Here is a 21769-nt window from a genome sequence, read left to right as displayed (position 1 = left end):
TTTAGTTATTCTCAAAAATAACGAAATTGTAATAATAATTGTAAGAAAAAAACTTGAGTTAAAATAAAGTTATTAACATTTCAAACAATTACTTCCAATTAAAAACTACTTCTTTTTTAATATCTGGATGTAAACTATTGAAAACTGGACAAGTCATGGCTGTTTTTTCTAAAATGGTTTTTTCTTTATCAGAAACAGAAACATTCATAGAAAAAGTTACATGAATTTCAGTAATTCTGCGTGGTTCAGTACCCATAACTTTAGTAACCTCAGCGGTTGAATTAGAAAAATCGACTTCTAAATCGCGTGCTTTTATTCCCATTACGGTAAACATACAACTTGCTAAGGCATTCGCAACTGTATCAGTTGGTGAAAAGTCTTCTCCTTTTCCGTTATTGTCAACTGGCGCATCAGAAATAATTTCTGAGCCAGAAGCTAAATGTATGGATGATGTTCTTAAATCGCCTAAATAAGTTACTTTAGATGTTGCCATTATTGTGCTTGTTTAATAGTTAAATCGGAATTATAATACATCATATAAACTCCCCAATTGTTATTATTTGAATAGTTGAATTGACTTTCAATTTGCTCTGAAATTTGACTTTCTGTAGATTTAATAAAACCTTCTTCTTGACACATTCTTAAAATCGCATCAAACGTCACGTCAAATCCACGAGTGGCATATTGATTTGGCTGTATTTTATTGTCTTTTTTGTATGCTTTTGCGAAATTCATAGCTTCAATCGATTCATTTTCACGAATCGCAGAAGGATACAACATTTGTAAAGCGGCTAAATTTTTAGATGGAATTTCTTCAAAATCTAAGGCATCGTTTCTTTCTACAACGACTAATTGAATATCAAATTCTTTCTTCAATTTCAATAAATTATTGACTACAGAAATCACTTGCATAATTTTATCGGAATCCAAAATCACAAAATTCTTTTTTCCTTTTTGTAAAGTGGTTTTGAAAACCGTATAGTCAAAAAGTCCTTTATCATTAAAACTTGACGACTGTACTTCTGGATAATTAGCTGCGAAATAACTACTCAAACTTGTTTTTGATGCAGAATGAATGGCAAAAATAGCATCTGATTTCGATTTCAAATACGACATCAACTTTACTTTCTGAATATTTTCATTTGGCATCGCATAGAAAACATTACTTCCACCTTTTCCACCTTCGTTAGTTAATGGAGAAATTATTGCCGTGTTTTTGTCTAATAAAAGACCAGCCGTTTCCACAAATGAATTTGTAAATGGCCCGATAACCACATCTACATTTGAAAAGTTATTATTCTTGATAATTGTAGCAACGTTTGAAGAATATTTAGAAGTTTCAGCATCGTATACCTTAGCATTAATAGGTAATCCCAACACTTTAGCTGAATCGATTGCTTTTAACGCACCAGCATAAAAATCAAGTGTAATGTTTAGGAATTTATCCGTTTTTAAATATTCGCTTTTTGTTTTAGCAGAATCTTTTTCAATTCTATTAATATTGAAAGGCATTAATAAAACAAGGTTTCTTTGCTTGGTTTTATTCGCCGTCTCTAATAAGTTCAATTTTTTTTTTAACCCATCTGCAGAATCACTCTGGATAGTTGAATTAATTTCTTTTTTCTCTGGAAGCAGGAGTTCCATTCCGACAGTTAAACCTGTTGAAACAGCGGGATTCTTTTTTGTAATTTCATCAACAGAAATTCCGAATTTTCTTGAAATAGAGAATAACGTTTCACCTTGTTGCACCGCATAAAACATTGTTTTTGTAGCTGTTGGCTGAACATCTGAAACTACAACTTTTGGTAAAACCGTGTTTTTGTTTAATCGGATTTGCATACCGATTTCGAAAACATTTTTAATATGTGGATTTAATTCTTCTAATTCAGGAATAGAAATACCGTATTTTTTAGACACACTATATTTTGTTTCTTCCGCTTGAATGGTATGAAGATTTACGATTTCCTTTTTAGAAACTACTTCAGTTTTCACTACTTGTTGTGTAGCTGCGTGTTTTTTAGCTGCAAAATAAATTAAAGATTGTCCAGTTGAAACTCCTTCTTTAGAAGCTGGATTGTTTTTAATCATTTCGTCAACAGAAACTCCTAATTTTTTAGAAATAGCATATAAAGTTTCCCCTTGTTGTACTTGGTATTCGTACTTGTTTAAAGTCGATTTTGGCGCAACTACTTTTACACTAGAAGGCAAAGTTAAAACCGTATTTTCTTTTACACCATCTTTAGCATCTGGATTCAGTTTTAATATATCGTCTGGTTTTACATTGTATTTTTTTGAAATACTATATAAAGTTTCTCCTTTTACAACAGTATGTTTGCTTTGCGAATAACCTGCAAAACTTACTAAAAATAAAATAATGTATATATGTGCCTTTTTCATACGTAAATATTTATTGCTTTTATATTGAATTTCTAATAAGAAACAATTTTAATGCCAAGATTCAGAATGACAAAATCAATTTCAATATCAATTTTCAAAAATAAGCATTATAATTTCATTTACAACATTTCAAAATAAAAAAAGCAATGCCAAATTTTATATTAAATATTGACATTGCCATTGCTTTTTGAAATTGTTATTTCTTTTTTATTCCCATTCAATAGTTGCTGGTGGTTTTGAACTAATATCGTAAACTACTCTATTAACACCACGAACATTATTTATAATATCATTTGAAATTTTTTGCAAAAACTCATAAGGTAAATGTACCCAATCTGCTGTCATTCCGTCTGTAGACTCAACAGCTCTTAAGGCCACTACTTTTTCGTAAGTACGCTCATCACCCATTACACCAACACTGTTTACTGGTAATAAAATCGCACCCGCTTGCCAAACTTTATCGTACAAACCGTGTTCTTTTAATCCGTTGATAAAAACAGCGTCAACTTCTTGTAAAATCGCTACTTTTTCTGGTGTGATATCACCTAAAATACGAATTGCTAAACCAGGACCAGGAAAAGGATGACGACCTAATAATTCTGGATCGATTCCTAAAGTTGCTCCTACTCTACGCACTTCGTCTTTAAACAACATACGTAAAGGTTCAACAATTTGTAATTTCATAAAATCTGGTAAACCACCCACATTATGGTGTGATTTTATTGTTGCAGATGGACCACCAGTTGCAGAAACTGATTCGATTACATCTGGATAAATGGTACCTTGACCTAAGAATTTCACATCCGTTAACAAATTTGCTTCAGCATCGAAAACTTCAATAAATGCGTTTCCAATTGCTTTACGTTTTGCTTCCGGATCATCTAAACCTGCTAAAGCATCGTAGAATCTTTGTGAAGCATCAACACCTTTTACGTTTAATCCCATTCCTTTGTATTGATCTAATACACCTTGGAATTCGTTTTTACGTAATAAGCCGTTATTTACGAAAATACAATATAAATTATCTCCGATTGCTTTGTTTAAAATTACTGCCGCAACAGTAGAATCTACTCCACCAGATAAACCTAAAACTACTTTATCGTTTCCGATTTTAGCTTTCATATCCGCAATTACTTCTTCTACAAAAGCATTTGGTGTAAATGTTTGTTCCACTTTAGCAATTTTCACTAAAAAGTTTTCTAACATTTGTTTTCCATCTGTTGAATGGTAAACTTCTGGGTGAAATTGAATGGCATATGTTGTTTCACCTTCAATTTTATAAGCAGCATTTTCTACATCTTTCGTACTAGCGATTTTAACACCGTTAGTTGGTAAGCTTTTAATCGAATCTGAATGTGACATCCAAACTTGACTATTTTCAGAAACACCTTCTAAGAATGTTTCGTTTTCTTTTATGTAAGCTAAATTAGCTCTTCCGTATTCTCTAGTGTTTGAAGCCGCAACTTCTCCACCTGAAAAATGAGCTAAATATTGTGCACCATAACAAACTGCTAATAATGGTTTTTTTCCTCTAATTTCAGATAAATCTGGATGTAACACTTCTTCTGAACGAACAGAAGCAGGACTTCCACCTAAAATTACAGCTTTATAAGAAGATAAATCTGCTGGGATTTTATCGAAAGGAAAAATTTCGCAAAAAATATTTAATTCTCTTACTCTACGAGCAATTAATTGTGTGTATTGCGAACCGAAATCTAAAATTAATACGTTGTTCATTATGTTGAGTTGTTGTTTTATTATTGTTAGGAACAAGTCGCGACTTGTCCGTACGAATTTATTTTATTTAATATTCAAAAGTTCCGTATTCGGAATTGATGGTTAATTTTGTTGTCTCTGAAGCTTCCACTCGACCAACAATTTGTGCATCGATATTGAAAGATTTAGAAATTTCAATGATTTCATTAGCGATTTCAGCTGGAACATAAATTTCCATACGATGTCCGCAATTGAAAACCTGATACATTTCTTTCCAATCCGTTTTAGAATTTTCTTGAATTAATTTGAATAATGGCGGTACTGGAAATAAATTATCCTTAATAACATGAACCTCTTTTACAAAATGCAACACTTTCGTTTGTGCACCACCACTACAATGCACCATTCCGTGAATTTGATTTGGTGTGTAGGTATCTAATAATTTTTTAATTACTGGAGCGTAAGTTCTTGTTGGAGAAAGCACTAATTTACCTGCGTCTATTGGACTATTTTCAACGGCATCTGTTAATTTCGTTTGTCCAGAATAAACTAATTCATTAGGAACTGCGGCATCAAAACTTTCAGGATATTTAGTAGCTAAATATTTCGCAAAAACATCATGACGAGCTGAAGTCAAACCGTTACTTCCCATTCCACCGTTGTATTCTGTTTCGTATGTTGCTTGTCCGAAAGAAGCTAAACCAACAATAACATCACCAGCTTGAATATTGGCATTATTGATGACTTTATTTCTTTCCATACGAGCCGTTACGGTAGAATCTACTATAATTGTACGAACTAAATCACCTACATCAGCAGTTTCTCCACCAGTTGAATGAATTGTAACTCCGTGTTTTTTTAATTCAGCGATTAATTCTTCTGTTCCGTTGATAATTGCTGAAATAACTTCAGCTGGAATTAGATTTTTATTTCTTCCAATTGTAGAAGATAACAAAATATTATCTGTTGCACCAACACATAATAAATCGTCTATATTCATAATTAAAGCATCTTGAGCGATTCCTTTCCAAACCGAAATATCACCAGTTTCTTTCCAGTACATATAAGCTAAAGCCGATTTTGTACCTGCGCCGTCAGCATGCATAATAATGCAGTACTTTTCGTCGTTCGTTAAATAATCTGGGATAATTTTGCAAAACGCTTGAGGAAACAATCCTTTGTCGATGTTTTTAATAGCATTATGCACGTCTTCTTTAGAAGCAGAAACTCCTCTAAGATTGTAGCGTTGGCTCGTTTCAGAACTCATTTTTATGGTGTTGATTGTTGTGTGCGGCAAAGATATAAATAATTAGGCAATTAGGCAATTCGAAACAAATCAATTTAGGAACAAATGATATAACAGAAAAATTCACAACCTTTGCAGATATGTTTTATATTGAATCAATAAAATAATAATTGGAAAAATTAGAAAATTCATTTGCTAGCTGGATTATTTGTGAAAGTTGTAAAGGTCTAGGTAAAAAAAGTCGGAAGCTCAGTAAGAAAGTGCTACTCCGCTACCAATTGGCGTGCGATGAATTTGAAAAAACTAAAGCTGGTGAAAATGCTCCAGTTCGTCCTAAAGCAGAGCAATATTCTTGCTTAAATTGTTCTGGATCTGGTTTAGTTCTTTCTGATCATTTTCCGAAATCAGACAATGAGAATTATCCACATGTTGCAATTATTGGCGCTGGAATTGGCGGAGTGGCGCTAGCTGTAGCTTGTTTGCATCGTGGAATACCGTTTACGCTTTATGAACGTGATATCAGTTTTACTGACAGATCTCAGGGTTACGGACTGACTTTACAACAAGCTAGTAAAGTAATTAAAGGATTAGGATTAATTTCTTTAAAAGAAGGCGTAGTTTCTACAAGACACGTGGTTCATAACACAGATGGAAAAGTGGTTGGTGAATGGGGAATGCGAAAATGGTTACCATCAGAAACGAAAACAACTTCGAAGCAAACCAATATGCATATTTCAAGACAAGCTTTACGTTTAGCGTTATTGGAACAACTCGGAGAAAATACTAGAGTTCAATGGGGTCATCAATTATTAGATTTTAAAGAAAATAAAAATGGTGTCGATTTGAATTTTCAAGTAAATGGTGAAATTAAAAATGTAAAAGCTGATCTTGTCGTTGGAGCCGATGGTATTCGTAGTTCGGTGCGAAGATTACTAATTGGTGAAGAAAATACACCTTTACATTATTTAGATTGCATTGTAATTTTAGGAATTTGTCCTTTGAATGCATTAGAAAATATGGATTCTCCTCTACTCGATTCAGCTACAGTTTTTCAAACCGCAAATGGAAATGAGCGAATTTATATGATGCCTTATGATTCAAATTCGATAATGTGGCAACTTAGTTTTCCAATGTCGGAAAAAGAAGCTATTGAATTGAGTGCAAAAGGTCCGAAATCTCTCAAAGAAGAAGCATGTCGAAGAACACAATGGCACCATCCTATTCCTCAGATTTTGACTGCAACATTAGAAACGCAAATTTCCGGATATCCTGTTTATGATAGAGAATTACTCACATCAGAATTAGTATCAAAAGGAAAAAACATAACTTTAATTGGAGATGCAGCACATCCTATGAGTCCATTCAAAGGTCAAGGTGCGAATCAAGCACTTTTAGACGCTTTGAAACTAGCTCGAGAAATCTCAAAAAAATGTAAACCTTCTTCAAATTGGAGAGAAATTGGAATTCGAAAAAGCATATTAAACGATTTTGAATCAGAAATGTTAGAAAGAAGCGCTACCAAAGTCAAAGATTCAGCTGAAGCGGCAAAATTTTTGCATTCTGAAATGGCACTTCATGAAGGTGATGAACCTAGAGGAAGTGTTGTAAAAAGAAAAGGATAATTAGCCAATGTGACAATTCATCAATGTGCCAATTATTAGCACCTAAATTATTTAAAAGAAAGTTTGAATTTTCCTAATTTTTCTAATCGATAAAGCATCAATATTGTAAATTTCATACAATCGGCACATTGACGAATTGTAAAATTGACGGATTAAACTATTTCTCCAAAATCATAATTTCCACTCTTCTATTTGCAGCCGCTTGTTCTTCCGTAGCTTCAGGAATTGGGAATTTTGGTTTCGTTACACCAAAACCTTTTACTTTTACACGGCGTTCTAAAATGTAGTTTGATTGTAATACACGACGTACTTGTTTCGCACGCTCTAACGATAATTTTCTAACATCGTTATCCGTACAACAAATATGACCTTGAATTTCAATATGTAATCTTGGGTTTTCTGTCATAATTCGGATCAATTCGAAAACTTCTCTTTGCGAAGAAGGCATAATTCCGAATGAATTTTTATAGAATTGAATTTCTGGTAAAACAATCAATGTTCCTGGTCGAGATAATTCAATTTTTTCTGCTAAAGAAGCACCTTCTGGGAAATGCATATCTACTTCTTCAATTGGCGTTAACCCGTTTGTTGGAATATCTTTTGGTTCTTCTATTTTTGGTTTAATTAATTCCGCTTCTTTGGCTAAATCTTTTTCCTGTAAAAAAACAACAATTGCTTTTCTGTTTTCTGCTTTTGTGTTTGATTTTGCTCCTGCTTCACCAAGTGAAATCGATTTAAAATCTTCTCTAATTTTTACAGAAGCTTTAACTTTATTGAAAATATAATCTACACGTTTTTGTGATAACGTATCGTTATAACCTGTTGAACCTACTTCATCCGTAGAACCAGTTATAGAAAGAATTTTAGATGTTTTATTTGCAGCAATCCATTTATTCAATTTTACCAATTCTACTTGATTTAGAGCTGATTTGTTGTTTTCGAAATAAAACGAAACACTTTCTTGACCAAAAAAGAAAAAAGGCAAAAAGAAAAAGGCAAAAGCAAATAAGATTTTCATTATTTAAAATATTTTATGTTTTGAGATTTACAAATATAGAATTAAAAACTTTGAATAAAACAGGTTCTCGATACATTCCGATGAAAAATCGGAACACTCGAACTGACGGTTTAATATAAAATTTGCTAAAACTGTGCCAATTATTTATCGACGATTAAAATTTCAACCCTACGATTGGCTTTTCGTTGCTCTTCATTTTTTTCTGGAATGGGATAAATAGGTTGCTTAGCATCAAAGCTTTTATAGCTTAATCTCGATTTATCAATTCCATTTATCACCAAATATTCAACTGTTCCAACACAACGTTTTAAAGCAATTTCTTCATCATCTTTTCCTGGAGTACAACAAATATGTCCTTGAATTTCAATTTTTAATTTCGGATTATCTTTTAAAACTTGTAATAATTCTTCCCGAATTTTATACGATTCTGGATATAAAATATCAGTTCTGTCGTAAAAACTCAAATTCTTTAATACTAATTTATCTCCAATTTTAGATTTTTTGACCACATCTGCTAATTCATTGTCTTTAGTGATTTTTATTGCAGCTTGTTTTTCAATTTTGAAATGAATTTCTACTTTTCTATTTAAATCTAAATTTTTCAATTGGTTAAAATTTTCTCCTTTAGATTTTACTTCAAAAACAGTATTGAAAGTTGCTAGTCGAAGTAAACTTGCAATAAAACTCGCTCTTGCTAAAGCTAAAGAATCATTGTATTGATTTGATGATCTTAAGTCACAAAACCCAATAACTTTTAAGATTTTTAAATCTTTTGTTTTAACGAAATTGTTAAACTTATCCAATTCCGTTTTGTTTAATTCACTTGAATTGGTTTCAAAAAAAAGGGTGAATTTTTTCTGTGAAAAAGAATTTAAAAAGAAAATAAAAAATAAACTTACTAATACCGACTTCATAAAAACAATAGTTCTTTATAATAACTCAAATCAATAGAAATTATTAAATAAAAAGAATGCTTGATATTTCTAACAAGCATTTTCAATTTCTATATATTAGTATAGCGTTTCATTATTTTGTAACAGTTTATTTTTCTAAAATCAAAATTTCAACTCTTCGATTGGCTTTTCGTTGTTCTTCATTTTTTTCTGGAATTGGAAAAAGTGGTTGTGTAGCATCAAAACCTACATATGTCATTCTATCTGAAGAAATTCCGTAATCAATTAAAAAATCATAAACCGCAATACATCTTCTTAATGAAAACTCTTCAACATCTCTTCCTGGTGTACAGCAAATATGACCTTGAATTTCGATTTTAATTTTTGGATTTTTCTCTAAAACTTCATACAAATCTTCTAAAAAAGGAATAGATTCTGGATAAAACTCCGCAGTTCTAACGTAGAAATTTAAATTATTCAGTAAAATTTTATCACCAACTTTACTATCGATAATTTTCTTTTGTAATTCTGTTGGATATTCATCAATTACAACTTCTTCAACAAGTGGTTTTTTAATAATTTCAATTTCTTTGGTTGGAATTGATTCAATAACTACCTTGTTAACTTCGTACTCAATTTCAACTTTTCGATTTAAAGATAAATCGGTTTTTTGTTTGAATTCTTCTCCTTTAGAAACTACAATAATTGAAGATTTATCAGCAATTGAAAGTGAATTTAAAATAGTATTGGCACGATTTAATCCTAATTGATAATTATAAGCATTGCTTGCTCTAAAATCACAAAATCCAGAAACCTTGTTTACTTTAACGTCTTTTTTCTGAATAAAACCATTCAGAATACTATCTTGTTTTTGATTTAATACATATTTATCAGTATCAAAATATACTGTGAATTTTTCTTGAGAATATAAAGATGATGTTACAAGTAACATTAATAATAAAAAACGCATAATTGCTTCATTTTAGGACTTTGGAAAAGTATGGTTTTTTATTTTATAAACCAAAAAAAAGCTTACCATTTCTGATAAGCTTTTAACATATTTATAAACAATTATTTAATAAAAAATAATTCTCTGTATTTTGTTAAGGGCCACATTTCGTCATCTACTAACAATTCTAATTTATCAGAATGTTCTCTAATGATTTCAAAATATGGTTTTACTTTATTACAGTAAGCCGCAGCCATTTTTTCTGTATTATCTAAATTATTTGCTTTTTTACGTTCCGAAATCATTTCGTCAATATTGTGGTGAATTCCTTCAATATGTTCTGAAATTTCTTTAATTAACGAAATTTGTTCTTTTGCGATTTTTTCGAAATCTTTACCGAAAATTTCTTTTAAACCTCTAACGTTTTCAATTAACGTATTTTGATATTTAATAGATGTTGGAATTACGTGATTACGAGCGATATCTCCTAAAACTCTTCCTTCAATTTGAATTTTCTTCGTGTATTCTTCTAATTCAATTTCGTAACGAGATTCTACTTCCACATGATTCATTACGCCTAATTCAGCAAATAAATCGAATGCTTTTTTAGAAACTTTAGCTTTTAAAGCTTCTGGAGTTGTTTTATGATTGCTTAATCCACGTTTTTTCGCTTCTTTTTCCCAAGCATCACTATAACCGTCACCTTCAAACAAAATCGCTTTTGTTCCTTTGATGTATTCTCTTAAAGTATTGAAAATCGCTTCGTCTTTCTTTAAATCTTTTGTTTCAATTAAATGATCTACTTCTTTCTTGAAGTCGATTAATTGTTTTGCTACAATTGAATTTAAAGTTGTCATTGAAACCGCACAGTTTGCAGTAGAACCAACCGCTCTGAATTCGAATTTGTTTCCTGTAAAAGCAAATGGTGAAGTTCTGTTTCTATCTGTATTATCTAATAAAACGTCTGGTAATTTACCAACTACGTTCAATTTTAAATCTGTTTTTTCTTCTGGAGATAATTTCCCTTGAGTTACACCTTCTAATTCAGCTAAAACTTTAGTTAATTGTTGTCCGATGAATACCGAAATAATTGCTGGTGGCGCTTCATTTGCTCCTAAACGGTGATCGTTACTTGCAGATGCAATTGATGCTCTCATTAACTCTTCGTAATCATGAACCGCTTTAATCGTATTGATAAAGAACGTTAAGAACATTAAGTTACTCATTGGCGTTTTTCCTGGCGCTAATAAGTTAATTCCAGTATCTGTTGCTAATGACCAGTTGTTATGTTTACCAGAACCATTTACGCCTTTAAAAGGTTTTTCGTGGAATAACACTTTGAAATCGTGTCTTTCCGCTACTTTTTCCATCACATCCATTAATAAAGAGTTGTGGTCAACTGCTAAATTAGTCTCTTCGAAAATCGGAGCTAATTCAAATTGTCCTGGAGCTACTTCATTATGACGTGTTTTAACTGGAATACCTACCAACATACATTCGTATTCTAATTCTCTCATATATTGTAATACACGAGTTGGAATTGAACCAAAATAATGATCATCTAATTGTTGTCCTTTAGAAGAAGTATGTCCTAGTAAAGTTCTACCTGTTGCTAAAATATCTGGTCTTGAAGCTGCTAATGCTGCGTCAATTAAAAAATATTCTTGTTCCCAACCTAAAGTTGGTGTAATTTTTTTAACGTTTTTATCGAAATACTTAGCTACTTCAGTTGCAGCAGTATCGATGGCACTTAAAGCTCTTAATAAAGGTGTTTTATTATCTAAAGCTTCACCAGTATACGATACGAAAACAGTAGGAATACATAAAGTACTACCAAAAATAAATGCTGGAGATGTTGGATCCCAAGCGGTATAACCACGAGCTTCGAAAGTATTTCTAATTCCTCCATTTGGAAAAGAAGAAGCATCTGGTTCTTGTTGCACTAATTGCGTTCCACCAAATTTTTCAACTGGATCAGAACCGTCCATTGATGTTTCAAAAAAAGCATCATGTTTTTCAGCAGTTGTTCCAGTTAAAGGTTGAAACCAGTGCGTGTAATGCGTTACATTTTTAGTTAAGGCCCATTCTTTCATTCCCATTGCCACATAGTCAGCAATTTTACGATCGATTTTAGTTCCTAATTCAATGGCACTTTTAACTGCTTTGTAAGCATCTGGAGTTAAAAACTGTCGCATTGCTTTGTCACCAAAGACATTTGAACCAAAAATTTCAGATTTTCTTGCTGTTTCTTCAAAAGAAACTGGTTTTCTACTAGTAGCTTTGTCTAAAGCTTGGAAACGAAGTGTAGCCATAAAGTTATGTTTTAAAAATTATATCCTTAATTTTATGGTGCAAAAATACAAATAAAACACAAATAAAAAAATTTACCCCTAAAAAAATAGGGGTAAAATAAAAATAAATTGATTTTAATGAATTTAAACTTCAAAAAAACAGGGCACAACTTTAAAAAACAATAAAAAAAGAAAAGCTCGATGTGTTTTTTTAGAACTTTAACTTTACCAAGTTCCTAATTTCTTAATTTTAATTTATATTTGCTAAAAAATCAATTATTATGACAGTTTGGATTATTTTTCTAATCGCTATATCTATTTTCTTAGCCTTAGATTTAGGAGTTTTTAATAAAAACCCTCACATTATTAGCAGTAAAGAAGCCTCAAAATGGACCATTTTATGGGTTACACTTTCTTTTATGTTTTCTGGAGTAGTTTACCTATTATATAGTGGTAATCATATTGCTAACCCAACTAATTTAAAACCACTTGAAGCTTCCATTAAATTCATAACAGGTTATTTAATTGAACTTTCTTTAAGCGCCGATAATATATTTGTAATCGCCATAATTTTTGCATCATTCAAAATACCACAAAAATACCAACACAGAGTTTTATTCTGGGGAATCATTGGAGCTATTGTATTTAGAGGTTTAATGATCTTTTTAGGTGTTGCGCTTATCAATAGATTCGAATGGATTATTTATGTTTTCGGAGCATTCTTAATCTTCACTGCTATGAAAATGCTTTTCAGTAAAGAGGAAGAAGAATTTGACCCAAAAGATTCTAAAATTTACAAATTCATAGGTAAAATATTTCCAGTTCATACTGAAATTGAAGGACAAAAATTCTTTATTAGAAAAAACAATATTAACTATGTAACTCCTTTATTTATTGCTTTAATCGTAATTGAAGTTATGGATGTAATTTTCGCTTTAGACAGTGTTCCTGCCATTTTAGCAATTACATCTGACCCGTTTTTAGTATTTAGTTCTAATATATTTGCCATTTTAGGATTACGTTCTATGTATTTCTTTTTAGCGAATATGATTGAAAAATTTAGCTATATCGAATATAGTTTAATTGCTATTTTAACTTTCGTAGGTATCAAAATGTTATTGATTCACCACTTTCCAGAATTTTTCCCAGAATGGTTGTCCTTAGCTTTTATTGCTTTATCTATTACACTTGGAGTTGTAGTTTCGTTACAGAAAAATAAAAACAAGTAATGAAAGTATATACTAAAACTGGAGATAAAGGTACTACTGCCCTATTTGGAGGAACACGTGTACCAAAAGACCATATAAGAATTGAAAGTTATGGAACTGTTGACGAATTAAATTCTTACATTGGATTAATTCGTGATCAAGATTTTAATCAACATTATAAAGACATTTTAATCGAAATTCAAGACAGATTATTTACTGTTGGTGCTATTTTAGCTACTCCTCCAGAAAAAGAAGTTTTGAAAAATGGCGAAAAACGATTACAAAACCTAGGAATTCTTGAAAGTGACATCGAATTACTAGAAAAAGAAATTGATGCTATGGAAGAAGAATTGCCACAAATGACTCATTTTGTTTTGCCAGGCGGACATACAACCGTGTCATATTGTCATGTAGCACGTTGTGTTTGTAGAAGAGCGGAGCGTTTAGCAGTACATTTAAGTCATAACGAACCTGTCGCTGACATAGCAATTAAGTACTTAAACCGACTTTCTGACTATTTATTTGTATTGGCACGAAAGTTGTCTCATGATTTGAACGCTGATGAAGTAAAATGGATACCTAGAAAGTGAGTTTAGAGTAAAGAGTAATTTAGTAAGGAGAAAATAGAAAAACTCTCAACTAAAAACTACTAACTCTCAACTAAAAATTAAGTTCTTAAAATTTATTAAAAAATAATTCAAAAAAAACTTGTCTTTTTAAGTAATAAATTTATTTTTGCATTAAACTAAAAAATCTAAATAAGATGTATTGGACGTTAGAATTAGCATCATATTTAAGTGATGCGCCATGGCCTGCAACAAAAGACGAATTAATTGACTACGCGATTAGAGCTGGAGCACCATTAGAAGTAGTGGAAAACTTACAGTCTATTGAGGATGAAGGTGAAATTTATGAGTCAATGGAAGAAATTTGGCCTGATTATCCAACAGACGAAGATTATCTTTGGAACGAGGATGAATATTAAAAAATAAATAACCAAATAAAAAGTCTCTTCGGTGAGGCTTTTTTTTTGGTTATCTTAGCAAACAGAAAACAAAACCGAAATAAGTTCTGGAGAAACTGAAACAAGTTCAGTTTAAACAAAATATATAAAAAACAGATTATGAGTATTATAAATTCGATATTAAAAGTATTTGTAGGTGATAAAGCTGCAAATGATATCAAAGCCATTCAGCCAATTGTGAACAAAATCAATTCTTTTCAAGAAGGATTAAAAAGCATTTCACACGACGAATTGAGAGCTAAAACTGCTTTCTTCAAAGATAAAATAAAGCAAGCTCGTTCGGAAAAAGACAACAAAATTGAAGCGTTAAAAGCAGAAGCAGAAAATACTGTTGATGTTGATGCGAGAGAAAACATATATTCAGAAATTGATAAGTTAGAAAAAGAAGCTTACGAGATTTCTGAAAAAGTATTAAACGAAATTTTACCTGAAGCGTTTGCTGTATTAAGAGAAACAGCTCGTCGTTTTAAAGAAAACTCATCTATTACAGTTACTGCAACTGCAAAAGACAGAGAACTTTCTGCAGATAAACCTTATATTACTCTTGTTGGTGATGAAGTAAACTGGGCAAATTCTTGGGATGCTGCTGGTAAACCAATTACTTGGGACATGATTCACTATGACGTTCAGTTAATGGGTGGTATCGTATTACATCAAGGTAAAATTGCCGAAATGCAAACGGGAGAAGGAAAAACTTTAGTAGCAACATTAGCACTTTACTTAAACGCACTTACAGGAAACGGAGTACACTTAGTAACCGTGAATGACTACTTAGCAAAACGTGATAGTACTTGGAAAGCACCAATATTCGAATTTCATGGTTTAACTGTGGATTGTATTGACAACCACCAACCAAACACAGAAGCTAGAAGAAAAGCCTACAACGCTGATATTACTTACGGTACAAATAACGAATTTGGTTTCGATTATTTACGTGATAATATGGCCAATTCTCCTGAAGATTTAGTACAAAGAAAACACAACTTCGCCATTGTCGATGAGGTCGATTCAGTATTAGTGGATGATGCAAGAACGCCATTAATTATTTCTGGACCAGTGGAAGATGGTGACAGACATGAATTCTTAGAATTAAAACCAAAAGTTGAAAACTTATTCGCTTTACAAAAGAAAATCGCAACAGATTGTTTAACTGAAGCAAAACGTTTATTAAAAGAAGGAAACACTAAAGATGGTGGTTTCCAATTATTAAGAACGTACCGTGCTTATCCTAAAAACAAAGCATTAATTAAGTTTTTATCTGAAGAAGGAGTTAAACAAATTCTTCAAAAAACAGAAAATGCACACATGCAAGATAACAACAGAGAAATGCCTAAAGTAGATGAGGCTTTATACTTTGTTATCGAAGAAAAAAACAACCAAGTAGAATTAACGGATAACGGAATTAAGTATTTATCACAAGATACAGATGAAACTTTCTTCGTTTTACCAGATATTTCTACTGGAATTTCAGCTATTGAAAAACAAAATTTAGATAAAGACGCGGAAGCAGAATTAAAAGAAGATTTATATAGAGAATTCTCTATTAAATCTGAAAGAATTCACACGCTAACGCAATTATTAAAAGCATATGCAGTATTTGAAAAAGATACAGAATATGTAATCATGGACAATAAAGTAATGATTGTTGATGAATCTACAGGTCGTATTATGGATGGTCGTCGTTATTCTGACGGATTACACCAAGCGATTGAAGCCAAAGAAAATGTAAAAATTGAAGCAGCTACTCAAACATTTGCAACAGTTACTTTACAGAATTATTTCCGTATGTACAGCAAATTAGCAGGTATGACGGGAACTGCCATCACTGAAGCTGGTGAATTCTTCGAAATCTATAAATTAGATGTTGTGGAAATCCCAACAAACAGAGGAATGGCTCGTATTGACAGAGAAGATTTAATTTACCGATCTGTACGTGAAAAATTCAATGCTGTTATTGAAGACGTTGTAGAACTTTCAAAAGCAGGAAGACCTGTTTTAATTGGAACAACTTCTGTAGAAATTTCAGAATTATTAAGTAGAATGTTAAAAATGCGTGGTATCAATCATAATGTATTGAATGCCAAAATGCATAAAAGTGAAGCAGAAATTGTAGCAGAAGCTGGTCAACCAGGAGTTGTAACTATCGCAACAAATATGGCAGGTCGTGGAACGGATATTAAATTATCTCCAGAAGTAAAAGCGGCTGGTGGATTAGCAATTATCGGAACAGAACGTCATGATTCTCGTCGTGTTGACAGACAGTTACGTGGTCGTGCTGGTCGTCAAGGTGATGTCGGAAGTTCACAATTCTACGTTTCATTGGAAGATAACTTAATGCGTTTGTTCGGTTCAGAAAGAGTCGCAAAAGTTATGGATAGAATGGGATTAAAAGAAGGTGAAGTGATTCAACATTCTATGATGACAAAATCTATCGAACGTGCTCAGAAAAAAGTAGAAGAAAACAACTTTGGAACGCGTAAACGTTTATTAGAATATGATGATGTCATGAATTCACAACGTGAAGTTGTTTACAAACGTCGTCGTCATGCATTACAAGGGGAAAGATTAAAAGTAGATATCGTAAATATGATTTATGATACTTGCGAAGTAATTGTGGAAAACAACAAAATTGTAAACGATTTTAAAAATTTCGAATTCCAATTAATTAGAACTTTTTCTATCACTTCTCCAGTTACGGAAGCAGAATTCGGAAAATTAAACCAACAACAAATTGTTGCTAAAACATATAAAGCAGCTTATGCTTATTATGAAGACAAAGTAATTCGTGATGCAAAAGAAGCCTATCCAATTATTAAAGACGTTTACGAAAATAACAACGGTCAATTTGAAAGAATTGTAGTACCATTTTCTGACGGAATTAAAACATTAAACGTAGTTACTAATTTAACGAAAGCCTATGAATCAGAAGGAAAATCGTTAATTACTGACTTCGAAAAGAATATCACTTTAGCTATTGTAGATGAATCTTGGAAGAAACATTTACGTAAAATGGATGAAATGAAACAATCGGTTCAATTAGCTGTTCACGAACAAAAAGATCCTTTATTAATTTACAAGTTCGAAGCGTTTAAATTATTTAAAGCGATGATTGAACAAGTAAATAAAGATGTGATTTCATTCTTATTTAAAGGGGAATTACCAAGACAAAACGCTAACGATATTCATGAAGCGCGTCAGGAAGCTAAGAAAACAAATTATACAGAATCTAAAGACGAAGTATTAAATTCTGATGAATTAGCTGAAGCGAACAGAGAAGCAGGAAACAATGCGCAACAACGCCCAGCAGTTACGGAAACTATCACTCGTGACCAACCGAAAATTAACAGAAACGATAATGTAACTGTTAAACACGTTATGACTGGAAAAAGCGAAACAATGAAATACAAAAAAGCAGAAAGCATGATTGCTTCTGGCGAGTATGTAATCGTAAATGAATAATTTGTCACACTGAGCGGAGTCGAAGTGTCTCAACAAAACAAAATCCTTAATTAGAAATAATTAGGGATTTTTTGTTTTAAAATAGTCTTCTTATCCTGAAAGGTTTCAAAAACCTTGTAGGTCTTACTTTTTAATACCTACAAGGTCAAAAAAAAGACCTTGCAGGATATCCAAAACAAAAACAAGTTGAATATGCCAATCTATTAAAGTTAAAAAACTATCTTTACTAAACAAATAATGCGCAGTAACTATAAAACTAACCATCATGGCTAAAAGTCAAGACGCAAAAAAGGTTGCCAAAAAAGAACCATTAAAAACGGCAAAAGAGAAAAAAGAAGAAAAAAGAGATAAGAAAAACAATCCTAAAAGAGATTAAATAATCCAGTCCTGAATTAGCAATAATTGAGGACTTTTTTATTACAAACTTTTAGTACTTTTACAAAAAAATTAAAATGATTTACTTAGAACCCATTCACGCCATATTTGAAGCACTAAAAACAAGTTTAGCTAACGGAACATTTGCCAAATTAACCTTAGGTAAAACCATTGGAAAAACAGAATTAACGAATATTTATTTCCGTACGATTGTAGATAACGACGTATTGAAATTCAATGTAACTTTTAGATATTTATCTGAAGAAATTGTAGAAATAAAACCAATTGAAGATGTAGTGATGCTATTAAGTCAATACATCAACAATCCGTTTTTGACTGTAATTTTATTCACTACAGAAAAAGACATCCTAATCAAACTAAACAAAAAACGTATTGCTACAGTTTCAGAAATGGACAATACATTCAAAAATGCAGATCCTGTTTTGTTAGAATACTTGAAGAAATAGTAAATACTTGTCATTCTGAACTTGTTTCAGAATCTCAAACGCTATATATCATTATTAAATTGCCACGAATTTTGAAAATAAATCGAATACTTACTTCGAAAAATTCGAAAATTCGTGGCTAAGTTTTTTATAGTGATTCTCATATAGATACTGAAATAAGTTCAGTAAGACAAGATTACAGAAGTAGATTGAGTGAGATGCTTTCAGCATGACAAACTATGCGTATAACTTATGTGAACTATTTCGAGCGGAGCGACTTTACTCACAAACCAAACTATGTTCCTATGTGTTTAAAACTAATATGACATATATGTTTTAAATTACAACTCATCCGGAAAAATTTTCCCAGGATTTAATATATTATTCGGATCAAAAATGGCTTTAATGCGTTCTAATAATTCCAAATGCACTTTTCCAAAAGCAATATCCATGTAGTTCTTTTGTACCAAACCAATGCCATGTTCACCAGAAAGTGTGCCTTTTAAAGCAACTGTCAATTCAAATATTTCTCTAATCCCTTTCGGAACTTCAATTTGCCAATTGTCATCTGACATGTTTTCTTTGATGATATTCACGTGTAAGTTTCCATCACCTGCATGTCCGTAACAAACCGAACGAAATCCGTATTTATTTCCAATTTCTTTAATTCCTTTTAACAATATTGGCAATTCGTAACGTGGCACCACCGTATCTTCTTCTTTATATATCGAATTCGATTTTACCGCTTCACCTACTCCTCTACGCATTCTCCAAAGTGCATTTTTTTGTTCTTCCGTATCGGCAAACAAAACCTCATCAATATCAAATTGCTCTACAACTTCTAGTATTTTCTCCGCTTCAATCATTAAAATTTCAGGATAATTCCCATCGACTTCAATTAACAAATGTGCTTGATGTTCGGGTTTAATATCTACAGAAATGCCGTCTAAAAATTTGACTGTCCAATCAATCGCATCGCGTTCCATAAATTCCAAAGCACTTGGAACAATTCCTGCTCTAAAAATCGCTGAAACGGCTTCACAAGCTTGTTCTGCTTTGTAAAATGGCACTAACAACAATACATTATGTTTGTTTTGCGGAATTAATTTTAAGACGATTTTCGTAATTACACCTAAAGTTCCTTCACTTCCCACCATCAATTGCGTTAAGTTGTAACCTGTTGAATTTTTTAACGTGTTTGCTCCTGTCCAAATAATATCTCCTGTTGGTAAAACGACTTCTAAATTTAACACATAATCTTTTGTTACGCCATATTTTACAGCACGAGCACCTCCAGAATTTTCGGCAATATTTCCGCCAATCCAGCAACTTCCCATACTACTTGGGTCGACAGGATAAAACAAGCCTTTTTCGGCAACTGCTTCACGTAACACTTGAGTAATAACAGCAGGTTCTACAATAACTTGTAAATTATTCTCGTCGATTTCTAAGATTTTATTCAAACGTTCTAACGACAAACCAATTCCTCCATAAATGGATAACGAACCACCACTTAATCCTGTTCTAGCACCAATTGGTGTAGTTGGGATTTTATATTGATTCGCCACTTTTAAAATTTCAGAAATTTCTTGAGTATTTGCTGGTTTTATTACGACTTGAGGCGGAAAAGATAAATCTTCTGTTTCATCGTGTCCGAAATGCAATAAAGTTTCTGCATCGGTAAAAATATAGTTTTCGCCAACAATAGCGGTTAGTTTTTGAAAGGCTTCAGTATTGAAATTCATTGTTTTAATGTTTTTTTTATTTGCCACGAATTCACGAATTTTTCGAATTAATATTCGTGCATTCATGGCTTATATTTATTTGATAATCAAATTTTTATTATGAAAACGATTGCCCTAGCCCTGATAGTAGCGGCATCCTTTTTAAAATATGTTGCCTGAGGCTCTCGAAGGCAACATATTTTAAAAAGATATAGCGGATAGCAGGATTTGGCTTCTGAAAAAAAATTCTTACTTTTACACAAAGCAATATTCATTGAGTAAAAATAATAAAATATCTGCACTTTCCGAAAAAGACGGAGTAAATAAACCTGAAATACTGAGTTTACAGGTGGCAAAGCATATTCAAGCATTTAGAAAGAAAGAAATTCTGGCGTCTGAATTAATTGAAAAAATTATTGCTGGCGATAAAGTCGCTTTGAGTCGTGCTATAACTTTAATTGAAAGTACGAATATCAATCATTTAGAAAAGGCGAATGAAGTCATCAATGGTTGTTTGCCTTATGCGAATAAATCGGTGCGAATTGGGATTACTGGAGTTCCTGGTGTTGGAAAAAGCACGTTTATTGAAGCGTTTGGAAAACATTTAACTGGTTTAGGTAAAAAAGTCGCAGTTTTGGCTATCGACCCAAGTAGTACATTGAGTCACGGAAGTATTTTAGGCGATAAAACCCGAATGGAAGAATTGGTGAAAGATGAAAATGCTTTTATTAGACCAAGTGCTTCTGGCGAAAGTTTAGGCGGAGTAGCAAGAAAAACACGCGAAGCCATTATTTTATGTGAAGCTTGCGGATTTGATACCATCATTATTGAAACCGTTGGTGTCGGACAAAGTGAAACAGCCGTTCATAGTATGGTGGATTTCTTTTTACTATTAAAGATTTCTGGTGCTGGCGATGAATTACAAGGAATCAAACGCGGAATTATGGAAATGGCAGATGCCGTTGTGATTAATAAAGCGGATGGCGACAACATTCAAAAAGCCAAAATGGCTAAAGTAGAATTCAACCGAGCTTTGCATTTATTTCCGATGAAAAATTCTGGTTGGAGTCCGAAAGTGACGACTTGTAGTGCCGTAACCACAGACGGAATTGCAGAGGTTTACGATATAATTACAGAATATATTACGTTAACAACAACTTCTGATTATTTTAACGAAAAACGTGAAAAACAAAACCAATATTGGATGTTAGAAACCATCAATGAACAATTGAAAAGTAGTTTTTACAACCATCCTGAAATCATCAAACAATTAGAATTGGTGAAACAACAAGTTTTCAATCATGAAATTTCACCTTTTTCAGGTGCGCAATTTTTGTTGGATGTTTTTAAGAAGATTTAAATTATAAAAAACCATTAGCCCAATTTACAAAATAAAACAAA

At 32.1% G+C, this 21769-nt stretch carries 16 protein-coding genes; 7 read left to right on the top strand and 9 right to left on the bottom strand.

Translation table 11 applies throughout. The features are described from left to right. Positions 1–88: 88 nt before the first annotated feature. The 4 genes from G6N05_RS08115 to G6N05_RS08100 form a co-directional block, all read right to left on the bottom strand. On the bottom strand, positions 89–493 hold the full coding sequence (locus G6N05_RS08115) for an OsmC family protein (protein WP_166126488.1): 405 nt from the start codon (positions 491–493) through the stop codon (positions 89–91). Next, positions 493–2397, bottom strand: a complete 1905-nt coding sequence (locus G6N05_RS08110) for a LysM peptidoglycan-binding domain-containing protein (protein ID WP_166126485.1) — start codon at positions 2395–2397, stop codon at positions 493–495. Before G6N05_RS08110 ends, G6N05_RS08115 begins: the two co-directional genes overlap by 1 nt. Before the next feature lie 207 nt (positions 2398–2604). Further along, positions 2605–4137: a glutamine-hydrolyzing GMP synthase gene (guaA, locus tag G6N05_RS08105; protein WP_166126865.1), complete on the bottom strand. Its 1533-nt coding sequence runs from the start codon at positions 4135–4137 to the stop codon at positions 2605–2607. Between the two features lie 64 nt (positions 4138–4201). Next, on the bottom strand, positions 4202–5380 hold the full coding sequence (locus G6N05_RS08100; protein ID WP_166126483.1) for an AIR synthase related protein: 1179 nt from the start codon (positions 5378–5380) through the stop codon (positions 4202–4204). A gap of 149 nt (positions 5381–5529) precedes the next feature. Here G6N05_RS08100 and G6N05_RS08095 point away from each other — a divergent pair, with 149 nt between their 5' ends. Then, a complete protein-coding gene (locus tag G6N05_RS08095) occupies positions 5530–6981 on the top strand; it encodes an FAD-dependent oxidoreductase (RefSeq protein ID WP_166126481.1) in 1452 nt (483 codons plus the stop codon). Between the two features lie 157 nt (positions 6982–7138). Here G6N05_RS08095 and G6N05_RS08090 read toward each other — a convergent pair whose 3' ends face one another. The 4 genes from G6N05_RS08090 to G6N05_RS08075 all read right to left on the bottom strand — a co-directional run bounded on the left by G6N05_RS08090 (position 7139) and on the right by G6N05_RS08075 (position 12153). Continuing rightward, positions 7139–7999 (bottom strand): OmpA family protein, encoded by an 861-nt coding sequence (locus G6N05_RS08090; protein ID WP_166126480.1) that lies wholly within the window; start codon positions 7997–7999, stop codon positions 7139–7141. 140 nt (positions 8000–8139) lie between these two features. Further along, positions 8140–8913 carry an OmpA family protein gene (locus tag G6N05_RS08085; RefSeq protein ID WP_166126477.1) on the bottom strand — a complete coding sequence of 258 codons (774 nt, stop codon included), beginning with the start codon at positions 8911–8913 and terminating at the stop codon, positions 8140–8142. Positions 8914–9040: 127 nt separating this feature from the next. Further along, on the bottom strand, positions 9041–9862 hold the full coding sequence (locus tag G6N05_RS08080) for an OmpA family protein (RefSeq protein WP_166126475.1): 822 nt from the start codon (positions 9860–9862) through the stop codon (positions 9041–9043). 101 nt (positions 9863–9963) lie between these two features. After that, the gene (locus tag G6N05_RS08075) at positions 9964–12153 is read right to left on the bottom strand and encodes a glutamine synthetase III family protein (protein WP_166126473.1); all 2190 of its coding nucleotides are present in this window, start codon (positions 12151–12153) and stop codon (positions 9964–9966) included. Between the two features lie 260 nt (positions 12154–12413). Between G6N05_RS08075 and G6N05_RS08070 the strand changes: the two genes are divergently transcribed. From G6N05_RS08070 to G6N05_RS08050, 5 genes are all read left to right on the top strand, one after another. Continuing rightward, a complete protein-coding gene (locus G6N05_RS08070) occupies positions 12414–13361 on the top strand; it encodes a TerC family protein (RefSeq protein ID WP_166126470.1) in 948 nt (315 codons plus the stop codon). Next, the gene (locus G6N05_RS08065) at positions 13361–13930 is read left to right on the top strand and encodes a cob(I)yrinic acid a,c-diamide adenosyltransferase (protein ID WP_166126468.1); all 570 of its coding nucleotides are present in this window, start codon (positions 13361–13363) and stop codon (positions 13928–13930) included. Before G6N05_RS08070 ends, G6N05_RS08065 begins: the two co-directional genes overlap by 1 nt. A 173-nt stretch (positions 13931–14103) precedes the next feature. Further along, positions 14104–14325 (top strand): DUF2795 domain-containing protein, encoded by a 222-nt coding sequence (locus G6N05_RS08060; protein WP_022828503.1) that lies wholly within the window; start codon positions 14104–14106, stop codon positions 14323–14325. A gap of 138 nt (positions 14326–14463) precedes the next feature. Then, positions 14464–17823, top strand: coding sequence for a preprotein translocase subunit SecA (gene secA / locus G6N05_RS08055; protein WP_166126466.1), 3360 nt, complete (start codon positions 14464–14466; stop codon positions 17821–17823). A gap of 452 nt (positions 17824–18275) precedes the next feature. Beyond that, positions 18276–18665 (top strand): hypothetical protein, encoded by a 390-nt coding sequence (locus G6N05_RS08050; protein WP_166126464.1) that lies wholly within the window; start codon positions 18276–18278, stop codon positions 18663–18665. 320 nt (positions 18666–18985) lie between these two features. Here G6N05_RS08050 and G6N05_RS08045 read toward each other — a convergent pair whose 3' ends face one another. Beyond that, a complete protein-coding gene (locus G6N05_RS08045; protein ID WP_166126461.1) occupies positions 18986–20389 on the bottom strand; it encodes an FAD-binding oxidoreductase in 1404 nt (467 codons plus the stop codon). 253 nt (positions 20390–20642) lie between these two features. Between G6N05_RS08045 and meaB the strand changes: the two genes are divergently transcribed. Next, positions 20643–21728: a methylmalonyl Co-A mutase-associated GTPase MeaB gene (meaB, locus tag G6N05_RS08040; RefSeq protein ID WP_166126458.1), complete on the top strand. Its 1086-nt coding sequence runs from the start codon at positions 20643–20645 to the stop codon at positions 21726–21728. Positions 21729–21769: the final 41 nt, after the last annotated feature.

The sequence above is a fragment of the Flavobacterium bernardetii genome, from assembly GCF_011305415.1.
GTDB classification, from domain to species: Bacteria; Bacteroidota; Bacteroidia; order Flavobacteriales; family Flavobacteriaceae; genus Flavobacterium; species Flavobacterium bernardetii.
The sequence above is the reverse complement of the archived record's forward strand: the minus strand, read 5'-3'. Positions and strand labels throughout refer to the sequence as shown.

Excerpts from the sequence above, each read along its gene's own strand:
- G6N05_RS08115 (WP_166126488.1), bottom strand. The coding sequence starts at position 493 with ATGGCAACATCTAAAGTAACTTATTTAGGCGATTTAAGAACATCATCC.
- G6N05_RS08065 (WP_166126468.1), top strand. The coding sequence starts at position 13,361 with ATGAAAGTATATACTAAAACTGGAGATAAAGGTACTACTGCCCTATTT.
- G6N05_RS08070 (WP_166126470.1), top strand. The coding sequence starts at position 12,414 with ATGACAGTTTGGATTATTTTTCTAATCGCTATATCTATTTTCTTAGCC.
- G6N05_RS08110 (WP_166126485.1), bottom strand. The coding sequence starts at position 2,397 with ATGAAAAAGGCACATATATACATTATTTTATTTTTAGTAAGTTTTGCA.
- G6N05_RS08060 (WP_022828503.1), top strand. The coding sequence starts at position 14,104 with ATGTATTGGACGTTAGAATTAGCATCATATTTAAGTGATGCGCCATGG.
- secA (WP_166126466.1), top strand. The coding sequence starts at position 14,464 with ATGAGTATTATAAATTCGATATTAAAAGTATTTGTAGGTGATAAAGCT.
- G6N05_RS08045 (WP_166126461.1), bottom strand. The coding sequence starts at position 20,389 with ATGAATTTCAATACTGAAGCCTTTCAAAAACTAACCGCTATTGTTGGC.
- G6N05_RS08090 (WP_166126480.1), bottom strand. The coding sequence starts at position 7,999 with ATGAAAATCTTATTTGCTTTTGCCTTTTTCTTTTTGCCTTTTTTCTTT.
- G6N05_RS08075 (WP_166126473.1), bottom strand. The coding sequence starts at position 12,153 with ATGGCTACACTTCGTTTCCAAGCTTTAGACAAAGCTACTAGTAGAAAA.
- G6N05_RS08080 (WP_166126475.1), bottom strand. The coding sequence starts at position 9,862 with ATGCGTTTTTTATTATTAATGTTACTTGTAACATCATCTTTATATTCT.
- G6N05_RS08085 (WP_166126477.1), bottom strand. The coding sequence starts at position 8,913 with ATGAAGTCGGTATTAGTAAGTTTATTTTTTATTTTCTTTTTAAATTCT.
- G6N05_RS08050 (WP_166126464.1), top strand. The coding sequence starts at position 18,276 with ATGATTTACTTAGAACCCATTCACGCCATATTTGAAGCACTAAAAACA.
- G6N05_RS08100 (WP_166126483.1), bottom strand. The coding sequence starts at position 5,380 with ATGAGTTCTGAAACGAGCCAACGCTACAATCTTAGAGGAGTTTCTGCT.